The following is a 12,836-nucleotide window of genomic DNA, read 5'->3' as shown; positions in this document are numbered from 1 at the left end:
TAGGAAAGATTAAAATTATATCTGTTAGTTTTAATCTTGTCAATAGTGTTTGGTTCTTTGCTGATTTTTATTTTACTGCTTGTTGTTTATATGTTAAATAAGACAACTAATAGAGCCTATGACATACTATGACATATCTAAGCAGTGCTATAAAAAAGCTAAGCACTAATGAAGCTAAGCTATAATAATAGCATTAAAATTTTAGTCTTGTCAAAATAATGTCATCTTCAACAATTGCGTCTTCTGTTTCTTATAATCAGAGCTTAAGCGGTTTTAATACCTTTGGCGTAAGCTCCTTTGCAGAGCAATACTTTGATTTAAAAGAAAAAAAACAGCTTAAAGCGCTTGCGGAATATCTGATCAGTCGCTCGCTTTTAGAGCGGTCTTTTATTTTAGGTGGTGGGAGTAATGTCGTCTTGCCACAACGCCTTAATCAGTTTGTGATACATAATCAATTAAAGGGCATTGAGCTAATCGCAGAAGAGGAAGACTATTTCTTAGTCAGAGCAGCAGGAGGTGAGGTTTGGCATGATTTTGTTGCGCATTGTTTAGAGCGGGGTTGGCATGGTCTTGAGAACCTTGCTCTTATCCCGGGTACCGTGGGTGCGGCACCGGTACAAAATATCGGTGCTTATGGCAAAGAAATCAAAGATGTATGCTATGAGGTTGAGGTATTTGATTTTAATAGCAAGGCTTTTTTGACCTTTACGAATGAGCAATGTCATTTTGCTTATCGCGACAGTTATTTCAAACACGATGGTAGGGGGTTATTAATCGTCTCGGTGACTTTCAAACTGCCGCGACCTTGGCGAGCTCAATTAAATTATCCTGATTTACAAAAACTGCTTGAGACGGTTGAGGGAGCAAATCCTGAGCATGTCACGGCAGAGCAGGTGTTTAATCAAGTGTGTTCTGTCAGACGCTATAAGTTGCCTGATCCAAAGGAGATTGGCAATGCCGGAAGTTTTTTTAAAAATCCGATAGTGAGTCCTGAGCACCATGAGCAACTGGTGTCGACTCATGCAGATTTGCCCTCATACAAGCAAAGTGACGGACGCTATAAATTGGCCGCGGCTTGGTTAATTGATCAGTGTGGTTGGAAGGGGAGAGATGTTGGCAGAGCGGGTGTCCATCACCGTCAGGCTTTAGTGCTTGTTAATAGAGCGGGGGCTGTAGCAGAGGATATCAGGCAATTGGCTGAGGCTATTCAGCAAGACGTTTATGCCAAGTTTAACGTTTGCTTAGAGCCTGAGCCGATTTTTGTTGTGTAGCAATGAGTGATAAATCGCTAATTAAGCGATGACATCACGCATGGTGAAGTAGCCATTATCCTTGTCTTTTAAAAAGAGTGCGGCCTGCATACTGCCGGAGGCGTAAATGGTGCGATTGGTTGCTTTATGAGTAAGCTCAATGCGCTCGCCGGGGCCAGTAAAGCTAACCGTATGATCGCCGATGATGTCGCCACCGCGTACGACTGAAAAGCCGATGCGTCCAAATTCGCGCACACCCGTGATGCCGTGTCTGGCCCAATCCGCTACCTCATCAAGCTTGCGTCCTTTGGCTTCAGCAACGACCTCGGCCATTTTTAGCGCTGTGCCCGAAGGTGCATCTACTTTATTGCGATGGTGAGCTTCATAGACCTCGACATCATATTGGTCATTAAACATCTGTGCCGCTTTTTCTAATAAGACATATAGGGCATTGACGCCAATACTCATATTAGGAGACCAGAGGATAGCGATATCCTTGGCTGCAGCTTCAAGTGTAGACAGCTCTTCTGCGCTAAAGCCTGTTGTGCCAATCACCATTTTAACGCCGTATTCTTGGCAGGCTTTGGCGTGAGCAAGGGTGCCTTCGGGGCGAGTAAAGTCAATTAGACAATCGGCATTTTTAAGTACTGACAAATCACTGCTGATTAATACACCGGACTGCTGACCTAGAAACTCTGCGGCATCTTTGCCTTCTTCATCGGCTTTGGCAACGCACAGTGCTGCGGCAAGACTTAAATCAGGGTGGTTAATAACGGCTTCGACAAGCATACGGCCCATACGACCGTTAGCGCCGGCAATTGCAATACGCATAAAGAATCCTAAAAACTGTTAATTGCTTAAAAATTAATCTTCAAGCGGCGTGGTCTCAAATTCGCTTGCGCTCATGTCAGCCGCGGGTTCGGCAAGTGTATCCGCCTTGTCAGGGCTGGACAGTCCGGTTAATTGCTGAGTTTTGAAGTCACCGGGCTGAGTGTTTGGTAGCGGATCATGAGTCCAACGCTCTAAAAGGCCATTGTCATCAAACCATAACGATAAGTTACGATGAACGGGTTTACCATAGCCTGGCTTAAAGTGATAAGGGTAGTCCCAACGATTGGGATGGAAAATATCGACTAATGTAGGCGTACCTAAAACATAAAGTACTTGAGCTTGGGTCAGGCCTGCGCGCAGGTAAGAAACCTGCTCAGCAGTCACCCAGTTGCCTTGTTGGATGGGCGCGCGATAGGGGAAGCCCCATTTGCCTGAGGAGCAACCAACCAGTGTAACAAGGGCTGCAACTGCGATTGCTTTACCTAAGCCAGAGCCACTTAATTTAACACCTTTGCTCGGTGATAAGTCCTTGTTGTTGGCTACTTTGTTCATAAGCATACTCTGTCCATTAATTTGAACCTAAAATTAAGTCTGTCGTTGAAGAAATATCATAGCGTTTAATTCTATCATAAGGCGTCTGTGGCATAGAGAGCTATGTTGAAGAGTAAATAGAAATTTGTTGAACATGTCATTAATGGGTCATAGTTTAAGTTCATTAATGTTTTTGGTTAATAGTTTTTTTCTATTAAATTTCGCCTAGATGTGGTAAAATTCAATTATCTGCGATGGCGCATAAATTTTATTTATTTTTAAGTTTCCTTTGATGCACATTAAGTTGTTATATGATGGTGCATAGGCGAGCTTATTTATTGGGGGTATACATGAGTGAATCACAAGCTTTACAAAGCATGGGTTTAAAAGCGACTTATCCACGCTTAAAGATCTTAGAAATTTTCCAACGTCCGGAGGCAGGTCATCTGAGTGCCGAGGATGTATACCGCATTTTGATCAATGAAAAAACAGAAATCGGTTTAGCCACTGTTTACCGAGTATTGACTCAATTTGAAGAGGCGGGCATCTTAACTAAGCATCAATTTGACAATGGCCGAGCCGTGTATGAGATTGATGATGGCACGCATCACGACCATTTAGTGTGTTCGGCGTGTGGCACGGTTGTTGAGTTCGTCGACGAAACGATTGAAGAGCGTCAGCACGCGATTGCTAAAAAGTACGACTTTGGTCTGGAGAGTCATGCCTTGGTTCTTTATGGTATTTGTAAAGATTGTTCAAAGAAAATTCGTTAGCATTTAACTGGCTAAATTTAAGGAAATAAGATGAGCGAACAGGAATATGATTTTTTAGATGAAATTGACTTTGATGCAATCGAAGAAAAAAATAACAACAAAATTGACACTCAAGAAGTGATTGAAGATGACAACACCGAATGTGAGTCTTGCAAGATTTAATCCCTAGGGATTGTAGAGTGCGTTCTCACCACCAAGCAATAACTAAGCCCCAATACCCAGATAATATAGTGATATCCGGTCTTGGGGCTTTTTGGTGCATGTATATCATACCCATGCCTTAGTAGCTTAGCTTAGTGCGTTAGCATTTCTTTTGCATGCTGCAACGTGGTATCAGAAATATTTAAACCACCTAGCATACGAGCAATTTCCTGAACTCGCTGCTGATCATCGAGTGCTGTGATGTCCGATCGCGTAATGCCTTCTTGTGCTTTTTTGCTTACTTCAAAGTGGTGGTGGGCACAAGAGGCTACTTGGGCTAAATGAGTGACACAAAGCACTTGGTGGTCTTCACCAAGCTGCCTTAAAAGGCGTCCAACGATTTCCGCTACGCCTCCGCCGATACCGGTATCTACCTCATCAAAAATTAATGTAGCCACTTGGCCTGCCTTATTGGCAATCACCGAAAGTGCTAAAGAAATACGCGCTAACTCACCACCGGAGGCAATTTTGTTAAGCGCTCGCGGTGTCGTACCGGCATGGCCGGCCACATTAAATTGAACTTGCTCTAAACCGAAAGCAGAGGGAGTGCTTGCTTGTAGTTCGATCTCAAAGCGACCGCCTTGCATGGCTAATGTTTGCATGACATCGGTGACTTTGAGTGACAGATCGTGCGCCGTGTTTTTACGAATGGTTGAGATTTCCTCGGCTAACTGCATGTAGTCTGCCTTGTTTTGCTCTACTGCTTGCTTGAGTGAATCGAGGTCCATGCTGACTTCCATGTCGGCTAAGCGTTGCTCTAAATCGGCCAAGAGTAGATGCAGCTTACTGGGTTCAGTATTAAACTTTTTGGCCGCATCAAATAGTTGACGCATGCGGCGTTCAGTTTCCTCTAAGCGCTGAGGTTCTAGCTCGACATCGTCCAAGAAGCGGTTTAAATCGTGACTCGCTTCGACGCAGCTGATGCGTGCGGATTCGATACTTTCAGCGATGGTGGCAAGTGCGGGGTCGTGCTTGCTCAGCTGATGGATTTGTTGCAGACAGCGGTTTAGTACCGTGAGTACACTTTGCTCTTCACCATCGATTTGTTGGATAATTGCGCCGGCACCTTCCAGTAGGGCAACAGCGTTGGATAAGCGATTAAAGGATTGATCAATCTCTTCCCACTCATGCTCTTGTGGCTTAAGGTGATTTAACTCTTGCCATTGCCATTCGAGATGCTCCTGCTCCAGTTTGCGTTGCTGCTCATTTTCCAGAAAGTCTTTTAGCTTCTGCTGATTTGATTGCCATCGTTGCCAACGCGTCGACAGCTCGCGCAGCTGTGGCTCTATTTGTGCGTGCGAATCCAAAAGCTGGCGTTGAGCAGTGTTTTTGAGAAGACTTTGATGTTGATGTTGGCCGTGAATGTCAACTAACATTTCTCCCAGCTCCTTGAGTTGAGTTAAGGTGCAGGGGCTGTCATTGATAAAGGCACGGCTTTTAGCTTGGCTAGTAATGATTCTACGTACAATCAGTTCGTCATCGTTAAAGTCATTGTCTTTTAACCATTGGCGCACCTCCGTGCTAGGGTCAAAGATGGCGCTAATTTCGCTTTTGTCTGCGCCTTCGCGGACTACGCCGGCGTCAGTGCGGCCACCCAAAGCGAGGCTCAGAGCGTCAATTAAAATCGATTTACCGGCACCGGTCTCACCCGAAAAGACAGTAAATCCATGATCAAATTGTAGGTCAGTTTTTTCGACAATGACAAAATTACGGATATGTAAGGAGCTCAACATAGCAATGTGCGAGTTAGGTTTTAGGCATGACGTTCCAGTGCATTTTTTGACGCAAGGTACCAAAGAAACTATAGCCTATCGGGTGTAAGAATGTCATCTTATGCTGGGCTTTTTTGACCACGACCTTATCACCAATATGCAAATTGGTCCACGTTTGCATGTCAAAGTGTACGTTAGCACCATAACCGCCGCGGCTAATATCTTGCAGCGTCAGTGTGAGGATACCTGTATCAGGCACAACAATAGGGCGAGCAGACAGTGTTTGCGGTGCGACAGGTACTAGTAAAAAAGCGTCTAAGCCGGGGTGCATGACCGGACCATTGGCACTGAGTGAATAGGCGGTAGACCCGGTAGGTGTGGCGACAATTAAACCGTCAGCTCGCTGGTTGTACATGAGGGAGTCATTGTAGTTGACCTCAATTTCGATCATACCGCCATAGCCGGAGCGATTTAGTACAACATCATTAATGGCTAAGTCTTTAGTCAGTACAGCATTGTCGCGAATAACCTCACCACTTAGCAGTGAACGATCTTCTTTGCTGTATTTGCCATCAAGTACCGCTTCGATGGCGGTTTTGGCATTTTCCATGGGGATGTCGGTAATAAAGCCAAGGCGACCATGGTTGATACCGAGAATAGGGATGTTATAGGGTGAAAGCTTACGACCCACGCCTAAAACGGTACCGTCACCGCCCATCACAATCGCTAAATCGACGGTGCCTGCCATTTCATCTATCTCAAGGCTCGGGTAGTCACTTAATCCGGTGTGAATCGCGGTGTCTTTATCAAGCAGTACCGATAAGCCGGCCTTTTTAAGGAGCTCAGCCATCGCGCGCAAAGGGGCGTCCATACCAGGGTCTTGGTAGCGACCAAATAAAGCGGCAGTTGAAAAATGCATAAAACGGACCAAATAGTAAATATATAATGAATTTTATATGATAACTAAAAGCTATGATAACCAAAAGCTTTAAAATAAGTGCTTCCGTCGGATCGGCAGTTAAAAATACACGACTTTTTATTTAATATGTTAGATGAGCGCGCTCATGCTTTATTACAAGCGATTGTAGAGCGATATATCCAAGAGGGTTCTCCCGTAGGATCCAAATCATTATCCTCGATGTTTTCTTTATCGCCCGCTACGATTCGTAGTGTGATGGGTGAGTTAGAGAGCGTGGGTCTTATTCATAGTCCGCATACGTCTGCGGGGCGAGTGCCTACGCCCAAAGGCTATCGTTTATTTGTTGATCATCTGTTGTCATCTAATGCGCATAAGCTCAATCCAGATGTCACTTTGAAGCAGGAAGTTAATGAAGACCTGCTTAAGGAATTAGTCAGCGAACTGAGGGGTGAGTTTAGTCGTGGGCGTGACTTTTCCAAAGAATTAAACGTTGGTCTTGAGCAGGCTGTCGATTTGCCATCAAGCCTGATTAGCGCGTTTGCTGATGCTGATCCTAGTACAGCGTTTAGTACAGCAGTCGATATGGTCTCAGAGTTGACCGAATTTGCCGGTATTGTGATGGCACCGCAGCGTTCACAGGTGTTTAAGCATATTGATTTTATTCGGTTATCAAAGACACGTGTGTTGCTAGTGATCGTGACCCCTGATGGCGATGTACAGAATCGCATCCTTTTTGTGGATAAAGAATACAAAGAGTCAGATTTACAGCGTGCAGCTAATTACTTTAATCAACATTTCTCCGGCAAGTCGTTTTCTGAGGTGCTCACCACATTGAGTAATGAATTGGATACTTTGCAAACGGATATGTCAAAACTGATGCAAGCAGCGGTTGAAATTGGTGTGCGTGGCAGCGAAGTGGCTGAAACAGTGCATATTCGCGGAGAGCACCGTTTGTTGGGTGTGAGTGACTTAACCGCCGATATGGATAGACTGCGCCAGATGTTCGAGTTGTTTGAAGAAAAAACAGAGCTGATGCAGTTGATGGATGTTTCCAGTCGCTCACAAGGCGTCCAAATCTTTATTGGTGGTGATTCTCGTTTGGTTCCTATGGAGGATTTGTCGGTTATCACAGCGCCTTATCAGCTTAATGGTAAAATCATCGGAGCTTTGGGTGTGATTGGTCCAAGCCGTATGGCTTATCAGCGTGTAATAACCATTGTTGATGTCACCGCCAAGTTATTATCAAAGGCCTTGAGTCGCTAACTCTGCCATCATTCATTGAGAATATTTATGAGTCAAACACAAACAATAACTTCTGTCGATCGTTTTTCTTCTATTCAGCCTAAACCGCTTGGTGTCTTATTGGTCAATTTAGGTACGCCGAATGAACCGACGCCAGAGGCAGTGAGAGAGTATCTAAATGAGTTTTTGTCTGATCCGAAGGTGGTTGAGTTGCCGGGTTTGCTGTGGAAGCCGTTCCTAAAGCACATAGTCAGCCCGCGACGTTCAAAGCCTGTCGCAGAAAACTATAAGCTTGTATGGCAAGAGGGCGGTTCTCCATTGATGGTGTACACCAAAGAGCAAGCTCAAAAGCTACAGGCACGTTTAGCAAGCAATGCGGAGTCCAGGCCGATCATTGTGGATTTTGCAATGCGATATGGCGAGCCGAGATTAAACAAAACCATCGATTCATTAAGAGCGCGTGGCTGCGAAGAAGTTCTGGTGATGCCGATGTATCCACAGTTTTCCGGTAGTACGACCGGTACGATTTTAGATTATTTGGGTCGCTACAATGCCGCTTTGCGGGATCCGGTGAACTTCCGTTCAGTTAAGCACTACACTGATCACCCTATGTATATCAATGCGTTGGCGCAAAGTGTTGAGGACTTTTGGGCTCAGCACGGTAAGCCCGATCGCTTGTTGTTGAGTTACCATGGTCTGCCACAGTCTATGGTAGACAAGGGGGACCCTTATTTTGATCATTGTCATTTAACCGCTGAACTGTTGCGCGAGGCCCTAGCGGAGCATCATGTCGCGATTGATGTCAGCTTCCAAAGTCGTTTTGGTAAGGCGAAGTGGATAGGTCCAAGTACCGAGGACACGATTAGAGAGTATCCCGCTGCCGGTGTTAAAAAGCTTCATGTGATGTGTCCGGGGTTTAGTGTGGATTGCCTAGAAACCCTCGAAGAAATTGCGATGGGCTGCAAAGACATCTTCGAAAAAGAAGTGGGTGGTGAGGAGTTGCTATATATCCCGTGCTTAAATGCCGAGGAGATTGGCATGAACGTTATCCAATACATTGTTGAAAGCAACCTAAAGGGTTGGCGTTAGTTGCTAAGGCAGCTATTTAATCAGTCAAAATAATTTTTTAAAAAGCCTTGAAAAATTTTTAAATAACACTATATAGAAGTCATATCTAATATTAGAGGTCACGCTGAGCTTAATAAACTCAATATCGTGACCTTGATTTTTGTAATTTACATTATTTCAGGAATACTTTATGACTGAGAAGAATCAAGAAGAGCAACAAGCTCAGGAAACAGCTGAAAATCTCGTTAGCGAAGAGGAGTTAGCTCAGAGTGAGTCGATTACTGACGAGGAAATTATTGAGAGCTTAGGTGCTGATGAGTCCGATGCTGACCTTGGGCAGATGGTTTCCGAGTTACAGGGTGAAATTGCTCAAATGCACGAGGATCTCTTAAGAGCGCGCGCCGAAGTAGAAAATATTCGTCGCCGTAGCCAAGAGGAAGTCTCTAAAGCACGTAAGTTTGCCTTGGAGTCTTTTTCAGAGAGCCTGATTCCGGTACGTGATAGCCTCGAAGCGGCGTTAGCGCATGAGCAGCAATCCGTTGAGACGTACAAAGAGGGAGTTGAAACTACCTTACGCCAACTAACTCAAGCCTTTGAACGTAATAGCCTCAAAGAGGTTGCGCCGGCGGCGGGTGATGCCTTTGATCCTAATCTTCATCAAGCGATATCGTCGATTAGTGACCCTAATCATACGGCCAATACGATTGTTCAAGTGTTGCAAAAGGGCTATACCCTATCTGAACGTGTCGTTCGTCCGGCACTCGTTGTTGTAGCGGTCTAAAAAAAAGTCTCTTGAAATATACATTTCAAACCCTATATTTAGTTCAGTAAAAAATTAAATTGTTTTCGTAAGGAAATTAATCATGTCTAAAATTATTGGTATTGACTTAGGTACTACCAACAGCTGCGTCTCTTTGTTAGACGGCAAGCAAATTAAGATCATTGAAAATGCAGAAGGTGGTCGTACCACGCCATCGGTTGTTGCTTATTTACAAGATGGCGAGATTTTAGTAGGTGCTCCTGCAAAGCGTCAGGCAGTCACTAACCCTAAAAATACCTTATACGCGATTAAGCGTTTAATCGGCCGTCGTTATGATGACGCTGAGGTTAAAAAAGATATCGAAATCACACCCTATGAGATTGTCAAAGCCGACAACGGTGACGCTTGGGTTGAGGTAAATGGTAAGAAAATGGCGCCTCCACAAGTGTCTGCTGAGATTCTTCGCAAGATGAAGGAAACAGCTGAGTCTTTCTTAGGTGAGCCTGTGACACAAGCGGTGATTACTGTACCTGCTTACTTTAATGACAGCCAGCGTCAAGCAACCCAAGATGCCGGTCGAATTGCCGGTCTTGAGGTTAAGCGTATTATTAACGAGCCGACAGCCGCTGCCTTAGCCTTTGGTATGGATAAAGTCGACGGTGGTGACCGTAAGATCGCCGTGTTTGACTTAGGTGGTGGTACCTTTGACGTGTCAATCATTGAGATTGCTGACGTTGACGGTGATAAGCAGTTCGAAGTGTTGTCAACCAACGGTGATACCTTCTTGGGTGGTGAGGACTTTGACCAGCGTATTATTGAGTACTTAATTGACGAGTTCAAAAAAGAGCAGGGCGTTGACTTATCAAAAGACGTACTCGCTTTACAACGTTTAAAAGAGGCGGCTGAAAAAGCGAAAATCGAGTTGTCTTCAACGACTCAAACCGATATTAACTTACCGTACGTGACGGCTGATGCCTCCGGTCCTAAGCACTTAAATATTCGCTTGACCCGTGCTAAGTTAGAAGCCTTGGTTGAGGACTTAGTTGAGCGTACGTTAGAGCCTTGCCGTGTTGCTATCAAAGACGCCGGTGTTAAGTTATCTGAAATTGATGACGTTATCCTAGTAGGTGGTATGACTCGTATGCCTGCCGTTCAAGAAAAGGTTAAGGAGTTCTTCGGTAAGGATCCTCGCAAGGATGTTAACCCGGATGAAGCGGTTGCACAGGGTGCTGCACTTCAAGGCTCCGTACTAGCAGGCGATCGTACTGACGTCTTATTATTAGATGTGACACCATTATCTTTAGGTATTGAGACCTTGGGTGGTGTGATGACTAAGATGATTGAGAAAAACACAACCATCCCGACTCGTCACCAACAAACCTTCTCAACAGCCGATGATAATCAGCCTGCGGTGACCATTAAAGTGTTCCAAGGTGAGCGTGAAATTGCTTCCGGTAACAAGCTCTTAGGTGAGTTTAACCTTGAAGGTATTCCACCTGCGCCACGTGGGTTACCTCAAATTGAAGTAACCTTTGATATTGACGCCAACGGTGTATTACACGTATCAGCGAAAGACAAAGGTACCGGTAAAGAGAATAAAGTCACTATCAAGGCTAACTCCGGTCTATCTGACGAGGAAGTTGAGCGCATGATTCAAGACGCGGAGGCAAATGCCGAAGAAGATAAGCGCGTTGCTGAATTAGTGAGTGTACGTAACCAAGGTGATGTGTTAGTACATAGCACTCGTAAGTCCTTAGAAGAGTACGGCGATAAGCTTGAGGCATCTGAGAAAGAAGCCATTGAAAGCGCCATCAAAGACTTAGAAGAAGTCCTTAAAGGCGATGACAAGGCGGCAATCGAAGAAAAAACAGAAGCATTAGGTGTGGCTTCTCAGAAGTTAGGTGAGAAGATGTACGCAGACATGCAAGCTCAAGCTGCTGCTGAGCAGGGTGCAGCAGGTGCTGACGCCCAGCCACAAGACGACAATGTTGTTGATGCTGACTTCAAAGAAGTAAAGCGTGAAGACTAAGTTGTCTTAGCGTAAGAAAATGCTCCCAGCACGGATTTCCATGCGGGAGCATTTTATTTGTAAAAAGTACAAAGGTATAAATTTAAATGGCAAAAGCTGATTATTATGAATCGTTAGGCCTAGGCAAAAATGCCTCAGAAGACGAGATCAAAAAAGCCTTCCGTAAACTCGCCATGAAATACCACCCAGATCGCACACAAGGTGATAAGGAAGCGGAAGAAAAGTTCAAGACGATCAAAGAGGCCTATGACGTTTTATCTGATCCGGAGAAAAAAGCAGCCTACGATCGCTTCGGCCATGCCGGCGTCGATCCTAATGGTATGGGTGGCGGTGGCTTTGACCCTAATGACCTGGGCGATATTTTCGGTAATATTTTCGGTGATATCTTTGGCCAACAAGGTGGCCGTCATGCTGGTCCGCGCGTTACTCGTGGTGCCGATTTACGCTACCGTATGGATGTTACGCTTGAGCAAGCAGCGGAAGGTTACAAAACAGAAATTCGTATACCGAGTTGGGAAATCTGTGAAACGTGTGATGGTTCAGGAGCCAAAGAAGGTACGGAAGCTAGCACGTGTAGTACGTGTCATGGTGCCGGTAATGTCAATATGCGCCAAGGCATTTTCCATATGCAGCAGACTTGTCCGACGTGTCATGGTTCAGGTAAAGAAATTAAGGATCCATGTAAGTCATGTGATGGCGTAGGTCGTGTTCGTAAGCATAAGACCCTGCAAGTGGAAATTCCTGCCGGTATTGATAGCGGTATGCGCGTACGTTCAGCCGGTAACGGTGAACCGGGTGAAAACGGTGGGCCTCCGGGTGACTTATATATTGATGTCATGATTAAGCCACATGAGATCTTTACACGTGATGGCGATGATCTGCATTGCGAAGTTCCCATGTCATTTGTGACGGCGGCCTTGGGCGGTACGTTAACCGTACCGACGTTGACCGGTAAGGGGGAGATTAAGATCCCTGAAGGTACTCAGACATCCAAAGTGTTCCGCTTGCGTGGCAAGGGCATCAAAGGCGTGCGTGCAGGTTACCCTGGTGATTTATATTGTCATGTGGTCGTTGAAACGCCGGTGCGTCTAAGTGATGAGCAAAAAGATTTATTGACAAAATTTGCTGAATCGGTCGATAAGGATGCTGAAAAGCATTCGCCTCAAAATAAGTCCTGGGGCGATCGTTTAAGAAATTTTTTCAGTTAAATCAGTAATTAAAAACCTCTTTTGTATAATGTCCAAAAGAGGCTTTTTTACCCAAATGCGCGGAAAGCCTCGTCGTTTAGGGCGAGGATGAATAGCACAGTTTCTTTTTAATGTTGGGGTAGTTATTTTTTCGGATAAGAAGACTGGATATACCCTTTAGGCTATTAACCAGTTTTGATATGGCAACTTTGGGCGGGTAGTTCACTAATAAGTGAACATGGTCGTCCTCCCCATCAAACGCCACTAACTCGGCCTCAAAATCAGCGCACACACTAGCGAAAATTTCCTGAAGGTCGTTAAGGATGGCTTTTG

At 45.0% G+C, this 12,836-nt stretch carries 12 protein-coding genes and 1 pseudogene; 8 read left to right on the top strand and 5 right to left on the bottom strand.

What is annotated here, in order from left to right; genetic code table 11:
* Positions 1-218 precede the first annotated feature (218 nt).
* A complete protein-coding gene (gene murB / locus B092_RS0105365) occupies positions 219-1,271 on the top strand; it encodes a UDP-N-acetylmuramate dehydrogenase (RefSeq protein WP_018574227.1) in 1,053 nt (350 codons plus the stop codon).
* 21 nt (positions 1,272-1,292) lie between these two features.
* On the opposite strand, the gene dapB is transcribed toward murB, so the two are convergent.
* A complete protein-coding gene (gene dapB, locus B092_RS0105360; RefSeq protein ID WP_018574226.1) occupies positions 1,293-2,081 on the bottom strand; it encodes a 4-hydroxy-tetrahydrodipicolinate reductase in 789 nt (262 codons plus the stop codon).
* Positions 2,082-2,114: 33 nt separating this feature from the next.
* Complete coding sequence (locus tag B092_RS13780) at positions 2,115-2,633, bottom strand: outer membrane protein assembly factor BamE (protein ID WP_051077714.1); 519 nt, start codon at positions 2,631-2,633, stop codon at positions 2,115-2,117.
* A gap of 329 nt (positions 2,634-2,962) precedes the next feature.
* Here B092_RS13780 and fur point away from each other — a divergent pair, with 329 nt between their 5' ends.
* Together fur and B092_RS16010 are read left to right on the top strand one after the other, a co-directional pair.
* Complete coding sequence (gene fur, locus B092_RS0105350) at positions 2,963-3,385, top strand: ferric iron uptake transcriptional regulator (RefSeq protein ID WP_018574224.1); 423 nt, start codon at positions 2,963-2,965, stop codon at positions 3,383-3,385.
* A gap of 30 nt (positions 3,386-3,415) precedes the next feature.
* A complete protein-coding gene (locus tag B092_RS16010; protein ID WP_018574223.1) occupies positions 3,416-3,547 on the top strand; it encodes a hypothetical protein in 132 nt (43 codons plus the stop codon).
* Between the two features lie 131 nt (positions 3,548-3,678).
* On the opposite strand, the gene recN is transcribed toward B092_RS16010, so the two are convergent.
* Positions 3,679-5,319, bottom strand: coding sequence for a DNA repair protein RecN (gene recN, locus B092_RS0105340; protein ID WP_018574222.1), 1,641 nt, complete (start codon positions 5,317-5,319; stop codon positions 3,679-3,681).
* A gap of 13 nt (positions 5,320-5,332) precedes the next feature.
* The gene (locus tag B092_RS0105335; RefSeq protein ID WP_018574221.1) at positions 5,333-6,217 is read right to left on the bottom strand and encodes an NAD kinase; all 885 of its coding nucleotides are present in this window, start codon (positions 6,215-6,217) and stop codon (positions 5,333-5,335) included.
* Between the two features lie 126 nt (positions 6,218-6,343).
* On the opposite strand from B092_RS0105335, the gene B092_RS0105330 reads away from it, so the two are divergent.
* The 5 genes from B092_RS0105330 (at position 6,344) to dnaJ (ending at position 12,524) form a co-directional block, all read left to right on the top strand.
* Positions 6,344-7,480: an HrcA family transcriptional regulator gene (locus tag B092_RS0105330; protein WP_018574220.1), complete on the top strand. Its 1,137-nt coding sequence runs from the start codon at positions 6,344-6,346 to the stop codon at positions 7,478-7,480.
* A 27-nt stretch (positions 7,481-7,507) separates the two neighbouring features.
* Positions 7,508-8,548 carry a ferrochelatase gene (hemH, locus tag B092_RS0105325; RefSeq protein WP_018574219.1) on the top strand — a complete coding sequence of 347 codons (1,041 nt, stop codon included), beginning with the start codon at positions 7,508-7,510 and terminating at the stop codon, positions 8,546-8,548.
* Positions 8,549-8,717: 169 nt separating this feature from the next.
* Positions 8,718-9,308 carry a nucleotide exchange factor GrpE gene (gene grpE, locus B092_RS0105320; RefSeq protein WP_018574218.1) on the top strand — a complete coding sequence of 197 codons (591 nt, stop codon included), beginning with the start codon at positions 8,718-8,720 and terminating at the stop codon, positions 9,306-9,308.
* An 82-nt stretch (positions 9,309-9,390) separates the two neighbouring features.
* The gene (gene dnaK / locus B092_RS0105315; protein ID WP_018574217.1) at positions 9,391-11,316 is read left to right on the top strand and encodes a molecular chaperone DnaK; all 1,926 of its coding nucleotides are present in this window, start codon (positions 9,391-9,393) and stop codon (positions 11,314-11,316) included.
* Positions 11,317-11,402: 86 nt separating this feature from the next.
* The gene (gene dnaJ / locus B092_RS0105310) at positions 11,403-12,524 is read left to right on the top strand and encodes a molecular chaperone DnaJ (RefSeq protein ID WP_018574216.1); all 1,122 of its coding nucleotides are present in this window, start codon (positions 11,403-11,405) and stop codon (positions 12,522-12,524) included.
* Between the two features lie 100 nt (positions 12,525-12,624).
* Here the strand turns inward: dnaJ and tnpA are convergent.
* Positions 12,625-12,836 (bottom strand): annotated as a pseudogene (gene tnpA / locus B092_RS13775) (IS200/IS605 family transposase); the annotation flags it as partial.

Source organism: Oligella ureolytica DSM 18253, from assembly GCF_000373745.1.
Taxonomy (GTDB): domain Bacteria; phylum Pseudomonadota; class Gammaproteobacteria; order Burkholderiales; family Burkholderiaceae_B; genus Oligella; species Oligella ureolytica.
The sequence above is the reverse complement of the archived record's forward strand: the minus strand, read 5'-3'. Positions and strand labels throughout refer to the sequence as shown.